The sequence below is a fragment of the Pantoea sp. PvP021 genome, from assembly GCF_054056055.1.
The window spans coordinates 81,621-104,371 of sequence record NZ_JBSRXX010000013.1; the positions used below are offsets into that span (position 1 = coordinate 81,621).

Below are 22,751 nucleotides of genomic sequence, written 5' to 3' on the forward strand. Positions count from 1 at the left end.
ACAATTTCTGACTGACCCATACATTAATCATTAACAATCGTTTATTAGCAATCTGCTGGGGATTTAATATTTATCATGCATAAAGTGAAACCATTTATTTCTGCGGTCGCGTAATCAGACTTTTCTTATGGTGTTAAATTAAATAAAACAATGTATAAATCATTCCACACACAGCAATACCCATAATGATAAAGCAGGAAAAAAGTCATGGACCGCTCAACGTATCCTTTGTTATCAGAAAAAGAATGCGTTGAGATTGCCGCAAGGATGCTGGCAGGAGAATATAAAACTACAACAGGATTTATTCGTGATCTGGCGGAATTCTTATTCGCTGAAGGGAATTCCGCCATGACACGAAACAGCGATTTTACCAGGGATATCTTTTTTATCCAGGCATCATTTGATTGAATCCATAATAACATGGCAAGCCTGTAAAGCGTTTTCAGGACTTCGGCCGGAAAAATTGCACTAACTAACGGTGTTACAGCAACCTCTCCTTGCCGTTACACAACTATTTAATTCTCACAGAGTCGATGGACTCTAACGAGTATATTATGGCAATACGTGAAAGCAGTCTGAATGGCGCAAAATGGTCTCTGCTCTCTTCAATCAAAATTATTGGCATCGGCGTATTACAACTCTCGTTGCTGGCGCAGATTCTGCAGGCGAATGAGCTCAATCTGCTGGCGATCGCCGTGATAGCTTTACTGGCTATCGATACTCTGGCCGATCGGGGCTTCTCAAATACGCTGATCCGCCGCTCGATTCTCTCTATCAATGACCTCTCCACGATCTACTGGGGTAATATGTTGATGGGGGTCGCGGTGTTTGGTCTGTTATTTACTGGCAGCCATCTGCTGACCAGCCTTTTTGATCAGCCTGAACTGGCATTAATGCTGCAGATGGTCTCAGTGGTGTTTATTATCATCCCACAGGGTCAGCATTACCGTGCGATATTACAGCGCGAAAAACAATATACCCGTATCGCTTTTGCTGAAACCTCCTCGGTATTAGCCGGACTTGCCGTCACCTTATTTACCGTCTGGCTGACCCCTTCAGTATTGTGTGCGATCTGGGGTTATCTGGCCATGGCATCGATTCGTATGCTGATTTACTGCTACTACGGTCGTTCATGGTTCCAGCCGGAATACCGTTTTAGCCTGAATGCATTTTCTAAAATTCGTGCAAGAAACAAATAATAAAATAAGTCTGTATGGTGGGCTCTGAGCATCCGAAACGATGCGTTGGCGTGCTGTTAACCAGCACGCCTTTTCTTTTTATTTAGTCTGTCACAATATTTACCTGATCGATTCTTTTCCCGCAACATCCAGCCCTTTTTTATCTCCTGTATAAACTGGTTTTCGACCAGCGGCTATCTGGCGATCGTCTTCAGTTCACCGCCCGCCCTGGGTCGGAAAACCCCGCGCCGGAACGCGCAAACCCTCTGTACGTTGTTTCCTCTCAACTTTTTCAATCACCTGCCGCAGTCCCTTCGCAAAAAAGTCTTTCTATGATGACGCCAGCGCTGGCTGGTATAAACTGCGCTCATCCCGGACGCCGATTGCCAGAAAATCTTCGGCGCCGTCTCTCAAGCAATGCCGTAGTCTTGCCGCCGTCTTACTGGAGTCTGCTATGTTACTGACCGTTCTCTACATTATTGGTATTACTGCTGAAGCCATGACGGGTGCGCTGGCGGCGGGGCGTCGCAAAATGGATCTGTTCGGTGTCATCATTATCGCGTCCGTGACCGCCATTGGTGGCGGTTCGGTGCGCGACATCCTGCTGGGTCACTATCCGCTGGGCTGGGTGAAACATCCCGAATACATCATGATTGTTGCAGCGGCGGCGGTAGTGACCACTTTCCTGGCACCTCTGATGACGCATCTGCGCAAAGTGTTTCTGGTGCTCGATGCGTTAGGACTGGTGGTCTTTTCTATTATCGGCGCGCAGGTTGCGCTCGATTCAGGACACGCCATGATTATTGCCGCGATAAGTGCGGTCATTACCGGCGTCTTTGGCGGCGTACTGCGTGACATGTTCTGTAATCGCATTCCGCTGGTGTTTCAGAAGGAACTCTACGCCGGTATCGCTTTCGCCTCTGGCTGGATGTATATCCTGCTGCTGAAAACCACACTGGCGCATGAAGCGGTGATTATCATTACCCTGCTGTTCGGATTCTTCGCCCGTTTACTGGCGCTGCGCTTCCGTCTTGGTTTGCCGATTTTCAACTATCCCCATCCCGAGCATTGAGGATGCGGGAATTCCCTGCTGTCTCAGAAAAGCGATCAGCGCCTGCAGGCGGGCATCATGGAACTGCGCAACCAGGCGTTTTGCCAGCGCCGCACCGACACCCGGTAAAGCTTGCCAGTCCCTGACATCCCGCTGCGTTAAGCTCTCCCACTGCTGATCGGGCAGCGCATTGAGGGCCTTCCGCGGCAGTGAAACACCTAAGGCATCCACCCAGCGACGAAGCGGCTGCTGACGGGTGAGATTAAAACGGTGCCAGAGCTGACCCGCCCGCTCCCGAGAGAGGCCCGTTGCGGCGGCGATCTGTTCCGGTGTTAACGTCAGCCAGCCGAACAGGTGCGTCATACTGCCGGTTTCCAGTAAGTGCAGCCAGGTGCTGCGCTCAACGCCAGGAATATTCAGCACCGTTTTCTGACTGAGCCAGCGTAATTTTGCCAGTAGCTGCTTCTGGCATTCAGCGCTGAAGGTGTAACAACTCAGCGGCGTGTAGCGCGACGCGTCGGGAGGCTGAGGATAGTGCCGCTCTGCCACGCGCCAGATCACCCGCTCCAGCCGGGGAATGCCCTGGCCTGCCAGACTCAGTGTGATGACATCTCCCGCCACGATATCGCTCTCCTGCCAGCGACGCAGCGATCCAACATTGACCCGCCTGACCGTCTTATCATCCAGCTGTACCGGCTGCAGATTAAGTACCGCGGCTATCTTCCCGGTTCGGCCGACTGGAAAATCGACGGAGAGCACTTCAGCGCTGACTTCCGGAGGCTGATATTTCCAGGCAACGGCCCATGTTCCCTCTCCAGGCAGCCAGTTTTTGCCCGCAGGTCGCAGGCTCTGATGAACGACGACACCGTCAGTGACAAAGGGCAGCGCAGCATGAAACCAGCGCTCCCGCCACGCTGCAACCTCCTCTTCGTCTTTAACGCTGTGGCTCCATTTTGCGGCAACGCCCAGTCCCCAGCGGCTGAGTTGCTGAAGGCGTTCCGTCATCGTGGCGGGGCCATCTGGCCAGGCCCAGATAAAAATATCGAGCGAGTCCAGCAGAGGAACCCGCTGCTTTCTCATCATGGCACCAGCGACCTGTGAGCGCGCATTCCTGCCGCCATCAACCGCCTGCTGATGACCGGTCATCGACAGAAACAGCTCACCCTGCAGCACAACCTCTTCAAGTCCGGTCTCGATCTGCAGCGGAATCGCAGGGATCCAGGCGGCTTTAGCCAGCCACTCTTCACCGCGTAATCCATCACCACGACTTAACAGTGAAACCAGTCTGCCGTGGCGATAAACCAGGGAAACGGCAATGCCATCCACTTTCGGCTGCACCCAGAGGTCGTGCCGCCCCTGCATCCAGTAAGCCAGGGCCAGCTTGTCGCGCATCTTTTTTACGCCCGTGTGGGCGACCGGATGCAGGTGCTCACCCTCACCCGGCAGTTGCGGTGCGTAAGCGGGCTGCAGAAGGTTAAAGCAGTGCTGCCAGTGATTCAGTCGCTGCTGCAGACTGTCATAATCGGCATCAGCCACCGGACTCTGCCCCTGACGATAGTAAGCATCATCCCAGTGCTGCAGCTGCTGTTGCAGACGACGGATCTCTTCTGACGCCCGGGTGGGTGTCCAGACCGGACAAAGGGCGCTATGCGCAGGCCATAGGACGATCCACAGAGCAGCCGCAAACAGCGGCCAGCCGAATCCTTTCATGAACTCTCTCCTGACGTTTTGCAGCATTCAATACCGGTGCTTCAGCGTCAGCCAGAGGTGATGTTCAGCTATGGAAGGAATGCCGTCGCAATCAGGGGATAATTACAGTCGTCCGACAGAGATTTGCGCGAAGATGCGCAAAAGTTGGGTGTTGCCGCTGTGCAAACGCTGCGTGGCGGCGGGAAGCTGTGTATACTGTGCAGGAAATCGACTCCGCTTTTAATCAATTCAAGAAAACCATGGCTCAAGGCACGCTCTATATTGTTTCTGCTCCCAGCGGCGCAGGTAAATCCAGCCTGATTCAGGCGCTGTTAAAGACCCAGCCGTTGTATGATACGCAGGTCTCTGTTTCGCACACGACGCGCGGTATGCGTCCGGGTGAAACCCATGGCGAACATTACTTTTTTGTTGAGAAGCATGAATTTGAGCAGATGATCGCGGAAGAAGCTTTCCTCGAACATGCCAAAGTTTTCGACAACTATTACGGTACCTCGCGCCATGCTATTGAGCAGGTGCTGGCAACCGGCGTTGACGTATTTCTCGACATCGACTGGCAGGGTGCGCAGCAAATTCGCACCAAAATGCCTGGCGCACGCAGCATCTTTGTTTTGCCGCCTTCGAAAGAAGAGCTCGATCGCCGTCTGCGCGGTCGTGGCCAGGACAGCGAAGAGGTGATCACGCGTCGCATGGCTCAGGCGGTAGCGGAAATGAGCCACTACGCCGAGTATGACTATTTAATTGTGAATGATGATTTCGATCTGGCGCTGTCCGATCTGAAAACCATTATTCGCGCAGAACGTCTGCGTATGGCGCGTCAGAAGGCGCGTCACGATGCTTTAATCAGCAAACTGTTGGCAGTCTGAATACAGTTTCAGTATGATGCGCAGTCATTTCTTCATCTGTGGAGTAGCACACCTATGGCACGCGTAACCGTTCAGGACGCAGTAGAAAAAGTTGGTAATCGTTTTGACCTGGTGTTGGTCGCTGCACGTCGTGCACGTCAGATGCAGGTAGGCGGCAAAGATCCACTGGTTCCGGAAGAGAACGATAAACCTACCGTTATCGCCCTGCGCGAAATCGAAGAAGGTTTGGTCACCAATCAGATTTTAGATGTGCGTGATCGTCAGGAACAGCAAGAGCAGGAAGCCGCTGAGTTACAGGCCGTTACCGCTATCGCTGAAGGTCGTCGTTAACAGCCACCTGCAGGTCGCCCTTGTATCTGTTTGAAAGTCTCAATCAACTGATTGAAAAATACTTGCCAGAGGAGCAGATCAAGCGCCTCCAGCAAGCCTACCTTGTCGCACGTGATGCCCACGAGGGACAGACACGCTCCAGCGGTGAGCCTTATATCACCCACCCGGTTGCCGTGGCCTGTATTCTGGCGGAAATGAAGCTCGACCATGAAACTCTCATGGCCGCGCTGCTGCATGACGTGATCGAAGATACGCCTGCCACTTACCAGGACATGGAACAACTGTTCGGTAAAAGCGTGGCGGAACTGGTCGAAGGCGTTTCCAAGCTGGATAAGCTGAAATTCCGCGACAAGAAAGAAGCGCAGGCAGAGAACTTCCGCAAGATGATTATGGCGATGGTGCAGGATATCCGCGTCATTCTCATCAAGCTGGCTGACCGCACCCACAATATGCGCACTCTCGGCTCATTACGCCCGGACAAACGTCGCCGCATCGCGCTGGAAACGTTAGAGATTTACAGTCCGCTGGCGCACCGCCTGGGTATTCATCATCTTAAAACAGAGCTGGAAGAGCTCGGTTTTGAGGCCCTCTATCCGAACCGTTATCGGGTCATTAAAGAGGTGGTGAAAGCCGCGCGCGGTAATCGTAAAGAGATGATCCAGAAGATTCTTTCTGAGATCGACGGCCGTTTGCAGGAAGCGGGCATTCCCTGCCGCGTCAGCGGGCGTGAAAAGCATCTTTACTCGATTTACCGCAAAATGACGCTGAAAGAGCAGCGTTTTCACTCGATCATGGATATCTATGCCTTTCGCGTCATCGTGAAAGATCTGGATACCTGCTATCGCGTTCTGGGCCAGATGCACAGTTTGTATAAACCGCGTCCGGGCCGCGTCAAAGATTATATCGCCATCCCCAAAGCGAACGGCTATCAATCGCTCCATACCTCAATGATTGGTCCGCATGGCGTGCCGGTCGAAGTACAGATTCGCACCGAGGATATGGATCAGATGGCGGAAATGGGGGTCGCTGCGCACTGGGCTTATAAACAGGCGGGCGAAAGTGGCACCACCGCACAGATTCGCGCTCAGCGCTGGCTGCAAAGCCTGCTGGAGCTGCAACAGAGTGCGGGCAGTTCGTTTGAATTTATTGAAAGCGTGAAGTCCGATCTCTTTCCCGATGAGATCTACGTCTTTACACCTGAAGGCCGCATTGTTGAGCTGCCAACCGGTGCGACGCCGGTGGATTTCGCTTATGCGGTCCACACCGATATCGGCCATGCCTGCGTTGGCGCACGCGTTGACCGCCAGCCTTATCCGCTGTCGCAAACCCTGACCAGCGGTCAGACGATTGAAATCATCACCGCGCCAGGCGCCCGTCCTAACGCCGCCTGGCTCAACTTTGTCGTCAGCTCCAAAGCCCGCGCAAAAATTCGTCAGCTGCTGAAAAACCTCAAGCGCGAAGACTCCGTCAATCTGGGTCGCCGCCTGCTCAGCCATGCGCTGGGCGGCAGCCGTAAACTGGCTGAGATTCCGCCTGAGAATATCAGGCAGGAGCTGGATCGTATGAAGCTGACCTCGCTTGACGATCTGCTGGCAGAAATCGGTCTGGGCAATGCGATGAGCGTGGTGGTGGCGAAGAACCTGTTGCAGGCTGACAGCAACGCCATCAGCAGCAACAGCAAGCGCGGTAAGCTGCCGATCAAAGGTGCAGATGGCGTGTTGATTACCTTCGCCAAATGCTGCCGTCCGATTCCCGGTGACCCGATTGTTGCCCATGTCAGTCCCGGCAAAGGGCTGGTGGTGCATCATGAATCCTGTCGAAATATTCGCGGCTACCAGAAAGAGCCCGAAAAATTCATGCCGGTCGAGTGGGATAAAGTCACCGAGCAGGAGTTCGTGGCGGAAATCAAAGTCGACATGTTTAACCATCAGGGCGCACTGGCTAACCTGACGGCGGCAATCAACACGGCCGGTTCCAATATTCAGAGCCTGAATACCGAAGAGCGTGATGGCCGCGTTTACAGCGCCTTTATCCGCCTGACCGCACGTGATCGCGTCCATCTGGCGAATATCATGCGTAAAATTCGCGTGATGCCGGATGTGATCAAAGTCCATCGTAACCGTAATTAGGCATGAACGATCAACGATTTGCCCGGATTCAGGCGATGCTGGCACTACGCCAGCACGATCTCACGGTCTGTATGGAGCAGGTGCATAAGCCGCACAATGTTTCCGCAGTGATCCGCACGGCGGACGCCGTCGGCATCCACGAAGTGCACGCCGTCTGGCCGAGCCAGCGGATGCGCACTCAGGCTTCCGCATCTGCCGGAAGCAACAGTTGGGTGAAAGTGGTCACCCATCCCACCATCGGCGATGCTGTAAAAAAGCTCAAACAACAGAAGATGCAGGTTTTAGCGACCCATCTCTCTGCCGATGCCGTGGATTTCCGTGAGATCGATTATACCCTTCCGACCTGCATCCTGATGGGCCAGGAAAAAACCGGCATCACCGAAGAAGCGCTGGCGCTGGCCGATCGGCAGATTGTGATTCCGATGGTGGGCATGGTGCAGTCGCTGAATGTCTCGGTCGCCTGCGCGCTGATCCTGTATGAAGCACAGCGGCAGCGGCAGAACGCGGGTCTGTACCTGCGCGACTACAGCCTGCTGGACGAAGATGAACAGCAACGCCTGTTGTTCGAAGGCGGATTCCCGGTACTGGCGCGGGTCGCAAAACAGAAAGGTTTACCCTATCCGCGCATCAATGCGCAGGGCGAAGTCGACGCCGATCCCAGCTGGTGGGCAACCATGCAATCGACCGGTAAAAGAAGATGAAAGGCCGTCTGCTGGATGCCATCCCGCTCAGTACCCTGACCGGCGTCGGTGCCAGCCAGGCGGCAAAGCTGGCCAAAATTGACCTGCATACCATTCAGGATCTCCTGCTTCATCTCCCGCTACGCTACGAAGATCGTACCCAACTCTATGCCATTGATGATCTGCTGCCCGGTATCTGGGCCACAGTAGAAGGCGAAGTGCTGCACACAGATATCACCTTTGGTCGCCGCCGGATGATGGTGTGCCAGATTAGCGATGGCAGCGGCGTACTGACGATGCGCTTCTTTAATTTCAATGCCGGGATGAAGAACAACCTGTCGCCGGGCCGGCGCGTCACCGCGTATGGTGAAATTAAACGCGGTCAGCGTGGCGCTGAGATTATCCATCCCGAATACCGGATCCAGGGCGAACAGAGCAATGTGACGCTGGAAGAGACCTTAACGCCGGTTTATCCCACCACCGAAGGTATTCGGCAGGCCACGCTGCGTAATCTCACCGATCAGGCACTGACGCTGCTGGAGAGCTGCCCGATTGCCGAACTGCTGCCGCAGGAACTGAGCGGCGGTTTAATCAGCCTGCCAGATGCGCTCCGCACGCTGCATCGTCCACCACCCGATCTAAAACTCAGCGAGCTGGAGAGTGGTCGTCATCCGGCACAACGCAGATTGATTCTGGAAGAGCTGCTGGCACACAACCTCAGCATGCTGGCGGTACGCGCCGGTGCTCAGCGCTATTACGCTTTACCGATGCTTCCCCGGCACAACCTTAGCGACCAGCTGCTGGCTGCGCTGCCCTTTTCACCGACCAATGCGCAGAAACGCGTGGTGGCGGAGATAGAGAAAGATCTGGCAAATGACTTTCCGATGATGCGGCTGGTGCAGGGTGACGTCGGCTCGGGTAAGACACTGGTCGCCGCCCTCTCTGCGCTGAACGTTATCGCACATGGTAAGCAGGTTGCCCTGATGGCGCCGACCGAACTGCTGGCTGAACAGCACGCCAGTAACTTCCGCCAGTGGTTTGCGCCGCTGGGCATTGAAGTGGGCTGGCTGGCCGGAAAACAGAAAGGCAAAGCCCGCCAGGCACAGCAGGAAGCGATAGCCAGCGGTCAGGTGGCGATGGTGGTGGGCACACATGCCCTGTTTCAGGAGCAGGTGCAGTTCAACGGTCTGGCACTGGTCATTATTGATGAGCAGCACCGGTTCGGCGTCCACCAGCGACTGGCGCTGTGGGAGAAAGGTGAGGAGCAGGGCTTCCATCCGCATCAGCTGATCATGACCGCCACACCAATTCCGCGCACCCTGGCGATGACCGCTTATGCCGATCTCGATACCTCAACCATCGATGAGCTGCCGCCGGGACGTACACCGGTGACCACCGTGGCTATCCCCGATACCCGACGCGATGAGATTGTGGCGCGGGTTGAGCATGCCTGCCGCGAAGGGCGTCAGGCCTACTGGGTCTGTACCCTGATTGAAGAGTCAGAATTGCTGGAAGCACAGGCGGCAGAAGCCAGCTGGGAATCCCTGAAAACGGCGCTGCCCGACTTAAACATCGGGCTGGTGCATGGCCGGATGAAGCCTGCGGAAAAACAGGCGGTGATGCAGGCGTTTAAAGCGAATGAACTGCAGCTGCTGGTGGCGACGACCGTGATTGAGGTTGGTGTGGACGTGCCGAATGCCAGCCTGATGATCATCGAAAACCCGGAGCGGTTAGGGCTGGCGCAGCTGCATCAGCTGCGGGGCCGTGTGGGCCGTGGTGCCGTGGCATCACACTGTGTACTGCTCTACAAAGCGCCGCTGAGCAAGACGGCGCAGAAGCGTTTACAGGTGCTGCGCGACAGCAATGACGGCTTCGTCATTGCCCAGTTCGATCTGGAGATTCGCGGGCCGGGTGAACTGCTGGGCACGCGTCAGACCGGCAATGCCGAATTTAAAGTGGCCGACCTGCTGCGCGATGCGGCGATGGTGCCCGAAGTTCAGCGTGTGGCGCGCCACATCCACCAGCACTATCCCGAGCAGGCCAGCGCATTGATTGAACGCTGGCTGCCAGAGAACACCCGTTATACCAACGTCTGAACGCCCCCCTCTGATTCGGCTTTTTTATCCCTGCCGGGCAAACGATTGCTTTTAGCCTGCGGATGATTACAATCGCCACATTATTTTTCGGGAAGAACAGAAGATGTCCACTAATCCGCAGCCAGAACAGCCTTCCGCCACGCAAAGCGAACTGATTTATCGTCTTGAAGATCGTCCTCCCCTGCCGCAAACGCTGTTTGCCGCCGGTCAGCATCTGCTGGCGATGTTTGTCGCGGTCATTACCCCCGCGATTCTGATTTGTCAGGCGTTAGGGCTGCCCGCAGAGGATACCCGGCACGTGATCAGCATGTCGCTGTTTGCATCGGGTGTGGCATCACTGCTGCAAATCAAAACATGGGGACCGGTGGGTTCGGGCCTGCTGTCGATTCAGGGCACCAGCTTCAACTTCGTTACGCCCTTGATTATGGGCGGCATGGCGCTAAAAAATGGCGGCGCTGACGTGCCTACCATGATGGCGGCGCTGTTTGGCACGCTGATGGTCGCCTCCTGTACCGAAATGGTGCTGTCACGCGTATTGCACCTGGCGCGCCGGATCATCACGCCGCTGGTTTCCGGTATCGTGGTGATGATTATCGGCCTGTCGCTGATTCAGGTGGGGCTGACCTCCATTGGCGGCGGTTTCAGCGCGATTAACGACCATACTTTTGGTGCGCCGAAAAACCTGATGCTGGCAGGGGCTGTGCTGCTGGTGATCGTGCTACTTAACCGGCAGAAGAACCCCTACCTGCGCGTTGCCTCCCTGGTCATTGCCATGGCGGTGGGCTATCTGCTGGCCTGGGCGATGGGCATGCTGCCTGCCGCCGGCATCCCCACCGATCAGCCGCTGATCGTGGTGCCGACCCCGCTCTATTACGGGCTGGGCTTCGACTGGAATCTGCTCATCCCGCTGATGCTGGTGTTTATGGTGACCTCTCTGGAGACTATCGGCGATATCACCGCCACCTCGGATGTGTCAGAGCAGCCGGTCAGCGGGCCCCTCTATATGAAACGCCTGAAAGGCGGCGTGCTGGCGAATGGCCTCAACTCCTTTGTCTCCGCGCTGTTTAATACTTTCCCGAACTCCTGCTTCGGTCAGAACAATGGCGTGATCCAGTTGACCGGTGTTGCCAGCCGCTACGTCGGCTTTGTTGTCGCGCTGATGCTGATTGTGCTGGGGCTGTTCCCGGCGGTCAGCGGACTGGTGCAGATGATCCCTGAACCGGTACTCGGCGGCGCCACCATTGTGATGTTCGGCACCATCGCCGCCTCGGGTGTTCGCATTGTGTCACGCGAGCCGCTTAACCGCCGCGCCATCATGATTATTGCGCTGTCGCTGGCGGTGGGCCTGGGCGTTTCCCAGCAGCCGCTGATCCTGCAGTTTGCGCCTGACTGGCTGAAAACCCTGCTCTCTTCCGGTATTGCGGCGGGCGGTATTACCGCTATCGCACTCAACCTGATTTTTCCGCCAGAGAAGTAAGGCCAGAGGCAGGCTTCGGCCTGCCTGCTAATTATTCGGATTTACATCCAGGCTGTTGAGCTGTAACGGTAATTCAGGCATAACAACCTCTCACCGGATTTAACTCGGGAAGGATGCTATGAAATTTATTGGAAAGTTTTTCCTCACCTTACTTTTGCTGCTGCTTTTCACCCTGGTCGTGATCTATGTTCTGTTGCAGACACAGTGGGGTGCAGGCTGGTTTAGCCGTTGGGTGAGTGACAAAACCGAATGGCATCTCTCCCTGAGTAAAATTGAACACAATTTCTCCTCTCCCTCTCACATCATTCTGGATGACTTCAGCTTTGGTCACGATGGACAGCCTGCAGTTCTGGTGGCGAAACGGGTCGATCTCGGTCTGGCACTGATTCAGTTCAGCGATCCGCTGCATTTCAGCAGCCTTGAGCTGCGCGACGGAGAAGTGAATCTGGCCAATCTGGCGCCAGGCAGCGCGCTACCGATTCAGGCCGATCGCCTGCAACTCAACAATATGCGTATCGACAGCCCCAACAGCGCGTTACCGCTGTTTGCTCAGCAGGTTAATGGCGGCATTCTGCCGTGGAAACCCACTGCCCTTGATATGCTGGGCCGCGATGCCCGCTTCCAGATGAGCGCAGGCAGCATGACACTGAATAATGTGCCGGGTGAAAACGTACTGATCCAGGGCAGTGTCTCCCAGGGTCGGATGCGCTTTGACAATATTGGTGCCGACCTGGCGCGTGGCTCCATGACCGGCAACGGTGAGCGCGATGCCCAGGGCAACTGGAAAATTAATCAGCTGCGCCTGAACGACATCCGTCTGCAGACCACCAGCAGCCTGAAAGATTTCCTGCATAGCCTGCAGGTTGTCCCCTCGATTGCTATTACGCGACTCGACATGACCGATGCCCGCCTGCAGGGGCCTGACTGGGCGGTAACGGATCTGGATCTGACGCTGAGAAACGTTAACTGGCAGGGTGATGACTGGCAGAGTAACGATGGTTCGCTGGCGCTGAATGCCAGCAATTTTATCAACGGTGGATTCGAACTAAATGACCCCATCGTTAACCTGGACTTCTCACCGCAGGGCGTGGCACTGACGCAGTTCAGTTCACGCTGGGCAAATGGGGTAATTCGGGCTGACGGTGACTGGTCGCGTAGCGATAAACGCCTGACACTGAAAAACCTGGCGGTGGCGGGACTGGAATACACTCTGCCGCAGGACTGGCGCGATCGCTGGCAGGCGACACTGCCCGCGTGGCTGGATAGCGTAGAGGTGACGCGCTTCACCTCTAACCGAAACCTGATTATCGACATCAATCCGGCTTTTCCCTTCCAGCTGACCTCACTGGATGGATCCGGTGAAAACCTGCTGCTGGCGCAGCAGCACCAGTGGGGGATCTGGTCGGGTAAGCTCAGCCTGAACGCGGCAGAATCAACCTTTAATCGCACCGACCTGCGTCATCCGTCGATTGCGCTGAGCGCTGACCAGCAGCAGATTCAGGTTACGGAGCTGAGTGCGTTCAGTAATAAGGGCCTGCTCGAAGGGACGGCCACCGTAGGCCAGCAGCCAGCCCGTCCGCTGACGCTGCAACTGACGGGTCGTGCTGTACCTGTGAATGTGTTACAGAACTGGGGATGGCCCGCGTTGCCGTTAACCGGTGACAGTAATATGCAGCTGCAGCTGAACGGTGCATTAACCGCAAATCAGCCGCTTCGCCCGACGATCAATGGCAGTTTGTCGGTGACAACCGACAGTCAGCAACTGCAGCAGACCATGCAGGCTGGCGAGGTACGTTAACAACAGATCTGGGCCGCTGAAGCGGCCCTGATGATTAGTTGATACGCGCGCCGGAACCTCCCTCTTCCAGCGGCCCATCAGGATCGGCGGGCAGGACGATATAGACCCCTTCAAACACAGCGCCACACTCATCATTGCCAAAAAGCTCAACTTCGAGCTGCACACGCGCTTTACGTCCGCGCGCCAGGCGGTCGAGATCGCCGCTTAATGAGCCCAGATCGGCAATCGCGCCAGGCCGTCCGCTGATGGGGTGACTGTAGCGAATGTGCGCATCCGCCAGAATAATGGTGCCACCCAGATGACGCTCGCGCAGCAGCAGCCAGATCAATCCCCAGCCGGTCAGCGTTGCCAGCGAAAACAGGCTGCCAGCGAACAGCGTCTGGTGTGGATTCTGGTTGCCCGCTTCCGGCATGGTGGTGATAAATTTTTGCCCGGTAAACTGCAGAATACGGACGCCCATCTTTTCGCTGAGCGGGATATGATCATACCAGGCCTGTTGCAGCTGACCGCACCAGTCGGCGCGATGCAGGATATCGTCAAGCGTGACGACCGGTTTGATCATCAAAAAGTGACGCACCGGCGTCGTCTGCGGCGCGGTAATCTCGCCCTGATTGATGTAGCCGAGTTTAGCGAAGAAAGCGACAGCATCTTCGCGGGCGCTGCAGGTTACCCGCTTAGCCCCTTCCTGACGCGCCACGGATTCCAGCGTCATCGCCACCAGAGTACCCAGTCCCTTGCCCTGAACCGAAGGATGAACGGCCATGAAGCGGATAGCGGCCTCATTGTCGGCATTAATATAGAGACGGCCGATGGCGACCGGATTTCCCTGCTCATCAACCACCATCTGATGATGCGCCAGCGCATCCCAGGCGTCACGTTCCGACCCCTGCGGCTGACGCAGAGGTTTACGCAACATCTCCCAGCGGAACTGATAATAGATATCCAGCTCTTCCGCCGTCTGTGGCACGCGAAGGTGATACATGTAATGTTTCTCCCGCTCGGATGTGTGGCCAGTTCCCTGCCGCTCAGCTGACGCTCTCACACCTGTAACCAGAACGTCACAGGACCATCATTCACCAGCGAGACCTGCATATCCGCAGCAAAACGGCCATTAGCCGTGGTGATGCCCTGCTTGCGACAGCAGTCGCTGAAATATTCATACAGCCGCTCGGCTTCAGCGGGCTCGGCGCCACCCGAAAAGGAGGGACGCATCCCTTTTTGGGTATCTGCGGCCAGCGTAAACTGTGACACCACCAGCACACTTCCGCCCGCCTGGCGAACACTCAGGTTCATTTTGCCCTGCTCATCACTAAAGATGCGATAGCCCAATACGCGTTCTGCGAGACGTTCCGCACGCGCGTTGTCATCGTCCTTTTCCACGCCCAGCAAAACCAGTAAACCGGCATCGATTTCACCGACCACTTCCTGATTGACGCTGACGCTGGCGCGCTGTACGCGTTGAATCAATGCAATCATGTTTCCTCGCGTTGCTCCTCTTTGTGTTGCTGCTTTAACTGCCGATAGTCGGCTAACGCAACGGTGATTTCAGCGCCTAACAACACAATACACCAGGTCCAGTAGACCCAGAGAAACAGAATGGGGATCACGGCCAGTACGCCGTAGATCAGCTGATAAGAGGGGAACATAGTAACATAGAGCGCAAAGCCCTTTTTGCCCAGCTCAAACAGCGCACCGGCAACCAGCGCGCCAATCAGCGCATCGCGCGGCGGCACTCGCTGGGTAGGAACGATGCTGTAGAGCAACCAGAAGGCGAGCCACGACAGCAGGAGCGGGAAAATTCGCAGCATCTGATCGACCAGGCTGGTGACGCCTGTCGCGTTAATCCAGCGCAGCGACAGCAGATAAGAGCTGATCGCCAGACTGGCTCCGGCCAGTAACGGGCCTAGTGTCAGGATCATCCAGTAGACCGCAAAGGAATAGACCATCGGCCGCTTCTTGTTGCTGCGCCAGATGGTGTTTAACGCGGTATCGACGGAATGCATCAGCAGTAAGGCGGTAACAATCAGGCCGACCGCTCCGACCGCCGTCATCCGGTTTACGTTAGCCACAAACTGCTCAAGATAGCGTTGCAGCGTGTTACCTGCAGCCGGCATCAGATTGGTAAAGACAAAGTGCTTCAACTGCACGCTGATATCTGAAAAGACCGGAAACGCCGCAAACAGGGCAAACACCACCGCAATCAGCGGCACCAGCGCCAGCAATGAGACATAAGCCAGATTACCGGCCTGGGTCGTCATGCCATCCTCATCAATGCGTTTCCACAACAGTTTGAGCCACAACCAGAATGCATGCAGCCCGGGACGAAATTTACGTGACATCATGAATTACTGTTGACCTGCAAACCAGTTGGGTACCGTTTTACTGTCAGTAACCAGTACACTTTCAATACCCAGGGCGCGGGCCGCCTCAATGTTTTGTGTATTATCGTCAAAAAATACCGCCTGATCGGCAGCCACACCTTCTGCGTCCAGCACATGCTGGTATATCCGGGCTTCCGGTTTACGCATGCCCAGCTCCTGGGAGAGATAGAGCTTGTCGGCTGCCTGCTGCACGTCCGGATACTGTGTTGGCCAGAATTCGCAATGCAGTTTGTTGGTGTTAGAGAGGATCACCACCCGATGACCTTCCAGCCGCAGCCGGTTCATCAGCGCCAGGATTTCCGGACGTACGTCAACGAATACCGCCTGCCAGCCAGCGGCAAACTGTTCATAGCTCAGCGCGATTTCCAGCTTTTCACACAGCGCCAGCGCGAAATCTTCATCGCTGATCTCGCCACGTTCGTGTTGTTCAAACGCCTCATCCATCTGGAAATGGCTTTGCAGCGAGGCCAGCGGCACACGACTAAGGTCACTCCAGACACCCAGCACGCGGTTAAAGTCGATATCGATAATCACATTGCCTAAATCAAAGATATACAGCATGGTGTGTCTCCTTCTGTTCCCTGGAGTATTCACTCTAGCGGCAAAAGGGCAGGCTGAACAGGCACTCGCGGAGAGAAAAGCGTAAACGGCAGCGGGCAGGTAAAAAGCGCGACATATCCCACAAATATTCGCTGGCCCGGCTGAAGAGGCAGGAATTTCAGGCAAAAAAAAAGCCCCGCAGGCGGGGCTCTTTATCAGTTAAAGGCGCAATTATGCGTCTTTAGGACCACGTGATGCACGTTTACGGTCGTTTTCAGTCAGGTGACGTTTACGGATACGCACTGACTGTGGTGTAACTTCTACCAGTTCGTCATCATCGATGAACTCAATCGCCTGTTCAAGGGTCATCTTGATTGGCGGAACCAGCGTCGTGGCTTCATCAGTACCTGAAGCACGCATGTTGGTCAGTTTCTTACCGGTCAGGCAGTTAACTGTCAGGTCGTTAGAACGGCTGTGAATACCGATGATCTGGCCTTCATAGACTTCTGCACCGTGACCCAGGAACAGCTTACCGCGGTCCTGCAGGCTGAACAGTGCAAACGCAACTGCTTTACCCTGACCGTTGGAGATCAGTACGCCGTTCTGACGCTGGCCCACTTCGCCCGCACGAATGTCATCGTAGTGGCTGAAGGTAGAGTAGAGCAGACCGGTACCGGAAGTCATGGTCATGAATTCGTTACGGAAGCCGATCAGGCCACGGCTTGGGATCACGTAGTCGAGACGTACGCGGCCTTTGCCATCCGGATCCATGTTTTTCAGATCGCCCTTACGCTCACCCATGGCTTGCATGACTGAACCCTGGTTGTTCTCTTCGATATCCAGCGTAACGTTCTCGAATGGCTCCTGTTTACGGCCATCGATTTCGCGGAAGATAACTTTCGGACGGGATACCGCCAGTTCGAAACCTTCACGACGCATGTTTTCGATCAGAACTGACAGGTGAAGCTCACCACGACCTGATACGCGGAACGCGTCAGCATCTTCGGTTTCTTCAACGCGCAGTGCCACGTTGTGAACCAGTTCTTTGTTCAGACGCTCAAGGATCTGACGTGAAGTCACGTACTTACCTTCTTTACCGCAGAACGGTGAGGTGTTGACGTTAAAGAACATGGTAACTGTTGGCTCATCGACACTCAGTGCTGGCAGCGCCTGCACGTTCTGTGGATCACAGATGGTGTCAGAGATGTTCAGCTCGCCCAGACCGGTGATAGCAATGATATCGCCCGCTTCTGCCAGGTCGCTGTCGATACGCTCAAGACCCAGGTGAGTCAGGACTTTACCGACTTTACCGTTACGGGTTTTGCCTTCGCTATCGATGATAGTGACTTGCTGGTTAGGCTTAACTTTACCGCGCTTGATACGGCCGATGCCGATCACGCCCAGGTAGTTGTTGTAGTCCAGCTGAGAGATTTGCATCTGCAGTGGGGCGTCAGCCTCAACCTGCGGAGGTGCAACGTGGTCGACGATCGCCTGATACAGCGGGGTCATATCGTCAGCCATGTCGGTGTGCTCAAGACCAGCAATACCATTCAGCGCAGAGGCGAAAATGATAGGGAAGTCGAGCTGCTCATCAGTAGCATCCAGGTTAACGAACAGGTCAAAGACCTGATCAACAACCCAATCCGGACGCGCACCAGGGCGGTCTACTTTGTTGATAACCACAATCGGCTTCAGACCATGCGCGAACGCTTTTTTGGTCACGAAGCGGGTTTGCGGCATAGGGCCATCCATCGCATCTACAACCAGCAGCACCGAGTCCACCATGGACATGACGCGCTCAACTTCACCACCGAAGTCGGCGTGTCCCGGGGTATCAACGATGTTGATACGGTAGTCATTCCACTTAATGGCGGTGTTTTTTGCGAGGATGGTAATCCCACGCTCTTTCTCCAAATCATTGGAGTCCATCACGCGCTCTGTTGCTTCGGTACGGGCATCAAAAGTACCGGATTGTTGCAGCAGTTTGTCAACCAGGGTGGTCTTTCCATGGTCAACGTGCGCGATGATGGCGATGTTACGCAAATTTTCGATCACAGCTTTGCCTCAGGCATTAGAAATAGCGCGTTATTGTACACTGATTAAGCGGAAGACTGAACACGATCACACTTTTCACTGAAAGTTTATTGCATGGAGGCCAATTTGCCCTGTTACCGGTGCAGAAAATGCACTAAGTTGGTCTGATGCACCAAAATAGTGCCATCAGGCGACCGTTAAGCACCACACTGGTGCAATAAAACGATCGTGGTGCAGCCGCTTTATGACAAAAAGGTGCACCACAAGGCGATTTAAGCATCATCAAAAAAGTTGGCACAGAATTCGCTTTATCTAAATCAAGCGTAAACGCCAGACAGATGTCGGTTGAAGAGCGTGCCGGAAGAGGTTGGTCAGGGAGTTGTTTTCCCGCAACGTATTCCGGAAACGACGTTTCCTCGCCATGTAGATAATGAAAGACCATTTCCAGGAGAGTTGAGTATGTCCGCTGAACACGTTCTCTCGATGATGAACGAGCATGAAGTTAAGTTTGTTGACCTGCGTTTTACCGATACCAAAGGTAAAGAACAGCACGTTACGATCCCTGCTCACCAGGTTAACGCTGACTTCTTCGAAGAAGGCAAAATGTTCGATGGTTCGTCTATCGGCGGCTGGAAAGGCATTAACGAATCAGACATGGTGCTGATGCCTGACGCCACCACGGCGGTCATGGATCCTTTCTTCGAAGATTCTACGCTGATCATCCGTTGTGACATCCTCGAGCCAGGCACCATGCAGGGCTACGACCGCGATCCACGCTCTATCGCTAAGCGCGCTGAAGATTTCCTGCGCTCTTCCGGCATCGCTGATACCGTACTGTTTGGACCAGAACCAGAATTCTTCCTGTTCGATGACATCCGTTTCGGCTCATCGACGTCCGGTTCACACGTTGCTATCGACGATATCGAAGCGGCATGGAACACCGGTAAAGAGTACGAAGGCGGTAACAAAGGTCACCGTCCAGGTCTGAAAGGCGGCTACTTCCCGGTTCCACCGGTTGACTCATCACAGGACATTCGTTCTGCTATGTGTCTGACCATGGAGCAGATGGGCCTGGTTGTTGAAGCGCATCACCACGAAGTGGCGACCGCGGGTCAGAACGAAGTGGCAACCCGCTTCAATACCATGACCAAAAAAGCGGACGAAATTCAGATTTACAAATATGTGGTTCACAACGTTGCGCACGCTTACGGCAAAACCGCGACCTTTATGCCGAAGCCTATGTTTGGCGACAACGGTTCAGGCATGCACTGCCATATGTCACTCTCCAAAGGTGGCCAGAACCTGTTTGCCGGCGATAAGTACGGCGGCCTGTCTGAAATGGCGCTGTTCTACATCGGCGGTATCATCAAGCACGCTAAAGCGATCAACGCCCTGGCGAACCCGACCACCAACTCTTACAAGCGTCTGGTCCCGGGTTACGAAGCACCGGTTATGCTGGCTTACTCTGCCCGTAACCGTTCAGCCTCAATCCGTATCCCGGTTGTTGCCAGCCCGAAAGCGCGTCGTATCGAAGCGCGCTTCCCGGATCCAGCGGCTAACCCATACCTGGCGTTCACCGCACTGCTGATGGCTGGCCTGGATGGCATCATCAACAAAATCCATCCTGGCGATGCGATGGACAAGAACCTGTATGACCTGCCACCGGAAGAAGAAGCTGAGATTCCAAAAGTTGCAGGCTCTCTGGAAGAAGCGCTGAATGCACTGAACGAAGATCGCGAGTTCCTGACCCGCGGCGGAGTATTCACTGACGAATCGATCGATGCTTACATCGAACTGCGTAAAGCAGAGATGGATCGCGTTCGCATGACGCCACACCCGGTTGAGTTCGAGCTCTACTACAGCGTTTAACTGGTCAGACGTTTTTTGTTGCCGTGGAAACTTTTAGCCCATCTTCGGATGGGCTTTTTTCTCCGCGAATTCACCGTTCATTCGCCCTCTTTTCGGCTTAAAGACTAAAATGCACCTCTTTAGTGCAGAGGAACGTTGTATGGCAACTGGCTCTCTGCCCGATGCAGGGCAGATTCTCAACGCGTTAATTAACAGTATTTTGTTGGTGGATAACGATCTGGTTATTCATTACGCCAACCCGGCGGCGCAGCAATTACTGGCGCAAAGCTCACGCAAATTGTTCGGCACGCCGTTACCGGAATTAACCGGCTACTTTTCGCTGAATATCGAGGTGATGCGCGAGAGTCTTGAGGCTGGCCAGGGATTTACTGACAGTGAGGTCACGCTGGTGGTAGATGGTCGCGCGCACATTATGTCGCTGACCGCCCAGCGGTTACCCGATGGCTTAATCCTGATGGAAATGGCGCCGATGGATAATCAGCGTCGTCTCAGTCAGGAGCAGTTACAGCACGCCCAGCAGGTGGCCGCTCGCGATCTGGTTCGCGGCCTGGCCCATGAGATTAAAAATCCGCTGGGAGGATTGCGCGGCGCGGCACAGCTTTTATCCCGCGCCCTGCCCGATCCCTCGCTGAATGAATATACCAAAGTGATTATTGAACAGGCCGACCGGTTGCGGAATCTGGTTGATCGTCTGCTGGGGCCGCAGCAGCCGGGCATGCACATCACGCAGAGCATTCATCAGGTGGCCGAACGGGTGGTCAATCTGGTGTCGATGGAGCTGCCGGAGAATGTCTCGCTGGTACGGGATTATGATCCCAGCCTGCCGGAACTGCCGCACGATCCCGATCAGATTGAACAGGTGCTGCTTAACGTGGTGCGCAATGCGCTTCAGGCGCTGGGCGACGATGGCGGCACCATTATTATCCGCACCCGCACGGCTTTCCAGCTGACGCTGCACGGCACGCGTTATCGCCTGGTGGCACGTATTGATATTGAAGATGATGGCCCCGGCATTCCGGCCCAGCTGCAGGATACGCTGTTTTATCCGATGGTCAGCGGACGCGAAGGCGGTACCGGTTTAGGCCTCTCCATCGCCCGTAGCCTGATTGATCAACATTCAGGAAAAATAGAATTTAACAGTTGGCCGGGACACACCGAATTCTCGGTTTACCTGCCTATTCGCCAGTGAGGTTTCTATGCAACGAGGGATAGTCTGGATCGTCGATGACGATAGCTCCATCCGCTGGGTGCTTGAACGCGCGCTCACTGGAGCCGGTTTGAGCTGTGCGACTTTTGACAGCGCAAGCGAGGTGCTGGATGCCCTCTCAACCAAGACCCCGGACGTTTTACTGTCAGACATTCGCATGCCCGGTATGGATGGCCTGGCGCTGCTGAAACAGATTAAACAGCGTCATCCGATGCTTCCGGTCATCATAATGACGGCGCATTCTGATCTGGACGCTGCCGTCAGCGCCTATCAGCAGGGTGCCTTTGATTACCTGCCTAAGCCGTTTGATATCGATGAAGCGGTTGCGCTGGTCGAGCGTGCTATCAGCCATTATCAGGAGCAGCAGCAGCCACGTAATCAGCCGGTCAGCGGACCCACCACCGATATCATCGGTGAAGCGCCCGCGATGCAGGATGTGTTCCGCATCATCGGGCGATTATCGCGCTCGTCGATCAGTGTGCTGATCAACGGCGAGTCCGGTACCGGTAAAGAGCTGGTGGCCCATGCGCTGCATCGCCACAGCCCACGCACCAAAGCGCCCTTTATCGCGCTCAACATGGCGGCGATCCCCAAAGATTTAATTGAATCAGAACTGTTTGGTCACGAAAAAGGCGCCTTTACCGGGGCGAACCAGATCCGTCAGGGCCGTTTTGAGCAGGCGGATGGCGGCACGCTGTTTCTGGATGAGATCGGTGATATGCCGCTGGATGTGCAGACCCGTCTGCTGCGCGTGCTGGCCGATGGCCAGTTCTATCGCGTTGGTGGCTATGCGCCGGTCAAAGTGGATGTACGTATTATCGCGGCGACCCATCAGAATCTGGAATTACGCGTACAGGAAGGCAAGTTCCGTGAGGATCTGTTTCACCGCCTGAATGTGATTCGTGTGCATCTGCCACCGCTGCGTGAGCGTCGTGAGGATATCCCGCGTCTGGCGCGTTATTTCCTCCAGGTAGCGGCGCGTGAGCTGGGTGTGGAAGCGAAGATTCTGCATCCGGAAACCGAGACAGCGTTAACCCGACTGCACTGGTCAGGTAATGTGCGTCAGCTGGAGAACACCTGTCGCTGGCTGACCGTGATGGCTGCGGGTCAGGAAGTCCTGATTCAGGACCTGCCCGGAGAACTGTTTGAATCCAGTACGCCGGAGAATCCGGTGCAGTCGCTGCCTGACAGCTGGGCAACGCTGCTGGCACAGTGGGCCGATCGCGCTCTGCGTTCCGGTCATCAGAATCTGCTGTCAGAAGCCCAGCCGGAGATGGAGCGCACGCTGCTCACCACTGCGCTGCGTCATACGCAGGGCCACAAACAGGAAGCGGCACGTTTGCTGGGCTGGGGACGAAACACGCTGACGCGCAAGCTCAAAGAGCTGGGCATGGAATAAGCGGTTCAG

At 55.2% G+C, this 22,751-nt stretch carries 19 protein-coding genes; 13 read left to right on the plus strand and 6 right to left on the minus strand.

Features of this window, described 5'->3' with window-relative positions; all coding sequences use genetic code 11:
- The first annotated feature begins 207 nt into the window (after window positions 1-207).
- The 3 genes from ACVKSX_RS22705 to ACVKSX_RS22715 all read left to right on the plus strand — a co-directional run bounded on the left by ACVKSX_RS22705 (window position 208) and on the right by ACVKSX_RS22715 (window position 2,250).
- Window positions 208-408: a hypothetical protein gene (locus tag ACVKSX_RS22705; protein ID WP_010258393.1), complete on the plus strand. Its 201-nt coding sequence runs from the start codon at window positions 208-210 to the stop codon at window positions 406-408.
- A gap of 146 nt (window positions 409-554) precedes the next feature.
- Window positions 555-1,199, plus strand: a complete 645-nt coding sequence (locus tag ACVKSX_RS22710) for an oligosaccharide flippase family protein (protein ID WP_010258395.1) — start codon at window positions 555-557, stop codon at window positions 1,197-1,199.
- A 433-nt stretch (window positions 1,200-1,632) separates the two neighbouring features.
- A complete protein-coding gene (locus ACVKSX_RS22715) occupies window positions 1,633-2,250 on the plus strand; it encodes a trimeric intracellular cation channel family protein (protein WP_010258398.1) in 618 nt (205 codons plus the stop codon).
- Here ACVKSX_RS22715 and ligB read toward each other — a convergent pair.
- Window positions 2,188-3,939: an NAD-dependent DNA ligase LigB gene (ligB, locus tag ACVKSX_RS22720; protein WP_354439599.1), complete on the minus strand. Its 1,752-nt coding sequence runs from the start codon at window positions 3,937-3,939 to the stop codon at window positions 2,188-2,190. The two genes, ACVKSX_RS22715 and ligB, sit on opposite strands and share 63 nt — an antisense overlap.
- Window positions 3,940-4,178: 239 nt before the next feature.
- Between ligB and gmk the strand changes: the two genes are divergently transcribed.
- The 7 genes from gmk (at window position 4,179) to ACVKSX_RS22755 (ending at window position 13,312) form a co-directional block, all read left to right on the plus strand.
- Window positions 4,179-4,802, plus strand: coding sequence for a guanylate kinase (gene gmk / locus ACVKSX_RS22725; RefSeq protein WP_010258405.1), 624 nt, complete (start codon window positions 4,179-4,181; stop codon window positions 4,800-4,802).
- A 54-nt stretch (window positions 4,803-4,856) separates the two neighbouring features.
- Window positions 4,857-5,132, plus strand: coding sequence for a DNA-directed RNA polymerase subunit omega (gene rpoZ / locus ACVKSX_RS22730; protein WP_003851346.1), 276 nt, complete (start codon window positions 4,857-4,859; stop codon window positions 5,130-5,132).
- A 20-nt stretch (window positions 5,133-5,152) separates the two neighbouring features.
- Window positions 5,153-7,261, plus strand: coding sequence for a bifunctional GTP diphosphokinase/guanosine-3',5'-bis pyrophosphate 3'-pyrophosphohydrolase (gene spoT, locus ACVKSX_RS22735; RefSeq protein WP_089415153.1), 2,109 nt, complete (start codon window positions 5,153-5,155; stop codon window positions 7,259-7,261).
- A gap of 2 nt (window positions 7,262-7,263) precedes the next feature.
- The gene (gene trmH / locus ACVKSX_RS22740) at window positions 7,264-7,962 is read left to right on the plus strand and encodes a tRNA (guanosine(18)-2'-O)-methyltransferase TrmH (protein ID WP_010258414.1); all 699 of its coding nucleotides are present in this window, start codon (window positions 7,264-7,266) and stop codon (window positions 7,960-7,962) included.
- Window positions 7,959-10,037, plus strand: coding sequence for an ATP-dependent DNA helicase RecG (gene recG, locus ACVKSX_RS22745; protein ID WP_010258417.1), 2,079 nt, complete (start codon window positions 7,959-7,961; stop codon window positions 10,035-10,037). The genes trmH and recG overlap by 4 nt, the downstream gene beginning before the upstream one ends.
- A 103-nt stretch (window positions 10,038-10,140) precedes the next feature.
- Window positions 10,141-11,514: a nucleobase:cation symporter-2 family protein gene (locus ACVKSX_RS22750; protein WP_122457462.1), complete on the plus strand. Its 1,374-nt coding sequence runs from the start codon at window positions 10,141-10,143 to the stop codon at window positions 11,512-11,514.
- A 118-nt stretch (window positions 11,515-11,632) separates the two neighbouring features.
- Entirely contained in the window at window positions 11,633-13,312 is a 1,680-nt protein-coding gene (locus tag ACVKSX_RS22755) for an AsmA family protein (RefSeq protein ID WP_354439603.1), read from the plus strand.
- Between the two features lie 34 nt (window positions 13,313-13,346).
- Here ACVKSX_RS22755 and fabY read toward each other — a convergent pair whose 3' ends face one another.
- The 5 genes from fabY to typA form a co-directional block, all read right to left on the minus strand.
- Entirely contained in the window at window positions 13,347-14,294 is a 948-nt protein-coding gene (gene fabY / locus ACVKSX_RS22760; RefSeq protein WP_010258423.1) for a fatty acid biosynthesis protein FabY, read from the minus strand.
- A 56-nt stretch (window positions 14,295-14,350) separates the two neighbouring features.
- The gene (gene dtd / locus ACVKSX_RS22765) at window positions 14,351-14,788 is read right to left on the minus strand and encodes a D-aminoacyl-tRNA deacylase (RefSeq protein ID WP_061704398.1); all 438 of its coding nucleotides are present in this window, start codon (window positions 14,786-14,788) and stop codon (window positions 14,351-14,353) included.
- Entirely contained in the window at window positions 14,785-15,654 is an 870-nt protein-coding gene (locus ACVKSX_RS22770; RefSeq protein WP_010672108.1) for a virulence factor BrkB family protein, read from the minus strand. Before ACVKSX_RS22770 ends, dtd begins: the two co-directional genes overlap by 4 nt.
- A 3-nt stretch (window positions 15,655-15,657) precedes the next feature.
- On the minus strand, window positions 15,658-16,254 hold the full coding sequence (gene yihX / locus ACVKSX_RS22775; protein ID WP_163640563.1) for a glucose-1-phosphatase: 597 nt from the start codon (window positions 16,252-16,254) through the stop codon (window positions 15,658-15,660).
- 210 nt (window positions 16,255-16,464) lie between these two features.
- Window positions 16,465-18,288 (minus strand): ribosome-dependent GTPase TypA, encoded by a 1,824-nt coding sequence (gene typA, locus ACVKSX_RS22780; RefSeq protein WP_010258429.1) that lies wholly within the window; start codon window positions 18,286-18,288, stop codon window positions 16,465-16,467.
- 438 nt (window positions 18,289-18,726) lie between these two features.
- Between typA and glnA the strand changes: the two genes are divergently transcribed.
- The 3 genes from glnA to glnG all read left to right on the plus strand — a co-directional run bounded on the left by glnA (window position 18,727) and on the right by glnG (window position 22,742).
- Window positions 18,727-20,136 carry a glutamate--ammonia ligase gene (gene glnA, locus ACVKSX_RS22785; protein ID WP_010258434.1) on the plus strand — a complete coding sequence of 470 codons (1,410 nt, stop codon included), beginning with the start codon at window positions 18,727-18,729 and terminating at the stop codon, window positions 20,134-20,136.
- Window positions 20,137-20,275: 139 nt separating this feature from the next.
- Complete coding sequence (gene glnL / locus ACVKSX_RS22790; RefSeq protein ID WP_008926971.1) at window positions 20,276-21,325, plus strand: nitrogen regulation protein NR(II); 1,050 nt, start codon at window positions 20,276-20,278, stop codon at window positions 21,323-21,325.
- Between the two features lie 7 nt (window positions 21,326-21,332).
- Window positions 21,333-22,742 carry a nitrogen regulation protein NR(I) gene (gene glnG, locus ACVKSX_RS22795; RefSeq protein WP_010258440.1) on the plus strand — a complete coding sequence of 470 codons (1,410 nt, stop codon included), beginning with the start codon at window positions 21,333-21,335 and terminating at the stop codon, window positions 22,740-22,742.
- The last annotated feature ends 9 nt before the right edge of the window (window positions 22,743-22,751 follow it).

Excerpts from the sequence above, each read along its gene's own strand:
- gmk (WP_010258405.1), top strand. The coding sequence starts at position 4,179 with ATGGCTCAAGGCACGCTCTATATTGTTTCTGCTCCCAGCGGCGCAGGT.
- rpoZ (WP_003851346.1), top strand. The coding sequence starts at position 4,857 with ATGGCACGCGTAACCGTTCAGGACGCAGTAGAAAAAGTTGGTAATCGT.
- dtd (WP_061704398.1), bottom strand. The coding sequence starts at position 14,788 with ATGATTGCATTGATTCAACGCGTACAGCGCGCCAGCGTCAGCGTCAAT.
- glnA (WP_010258434.1), top strand. The coding sequence starts at position 18,727 with ATGTCCGCTGAACACGTTCTCTCGATGATGAACGAGCATGAAGTTAAG.
- ACVKSX_RS22715 (WP_010258398.1), top strand. The coding sequence starts at position 1,633 with ATGTTACTGACCGTTCTCTACATTATTGGTATTACTGCTGAAGCCATG.
- ACVKSX_RS22755 (WP_354439603.1), top strand. The coding sequence starts at position 11,633 with ATGAAATTTATTGGAAAGTTTTTCCTCACCTTACTTTTGCTGCTGCTT.
- glnG (WP_010258440.1), top strand. The coding sequence starts at position 21,333 with ATGCAACGAGGGATAGTCTGGATCGTCGATGACGATAGCTCCATCCGC.
- ACVKSX_RS22770 (WP_010672108.1), bottom strand. The coding sequence starts at position 15,654 with ATGATGTCACGTAAATTTCGTCCCGGGCTGCATGCATTCTGGTTGTGG.
- yihX (WP_163640563.1), bottom strand. The coding sequence starts at position 16,254 with ATGCTGTATATCTTTGATTTAGGCAATGTGATTATCGATATCGACTTT.
- ligB (WP_354439599.1), bottom strand. The coding sequence starts at position 3,939 with ATGAAAGGATTCGGCTGGCCGCTGTTTGCGGCTGCTCTGTGGATCGTC.
- ACVKSX_RS22750 (WP_122457462.1), top strand. The coding sequence starts at position 10,141 with ATGTCCACTAATCCGCAGCCAGAACAGCCTTCCGCCACGCAAAGCGAA.
- trmH (WP_010258414.1), top strand. The coding sequence starts at position 7,264 with ATGAACGATCAACGATTTGCCCGGATTCAGGCGATGCTGGCACTACGC.
- fabY (WP_010258423.1), bottom strand. The coding sequence starts at position 14,294 with ATGTATCACCTTCGCGTGCCACAGACGGCGGAAGAGCTGGATATCTAT.
- recG (WP_010258417.1), top strand. The coding sequence starts at position 7,959 with ATGAAAGGCCGTCTGCTGGATGCCATCCCGCTCAGTACCCTGACCGGC.
- ACVKSX_RS22710 (WP_010258395.1), top strand. The coding sequence starts at position 555 with ATGGCAATACGTGAAAGCAGTCTGAATGGCGCAAAATGGTCTCTGCTC.
- ACVKSX_RS22705 (WP_010258393.1), top strand. The coding sequence starts at position 208 with ATGGACCGCTCAACGTATCCTTTGTTATCAGAAAAAGAATGCGTTGAG.
- glnL (WP_008926971.1), top strand. The coding sequence starts at position 20,276 with ATGGCAACTGGCTCTCTGCCCGATGCAGGGCAGATTCTCAACGCGTTA.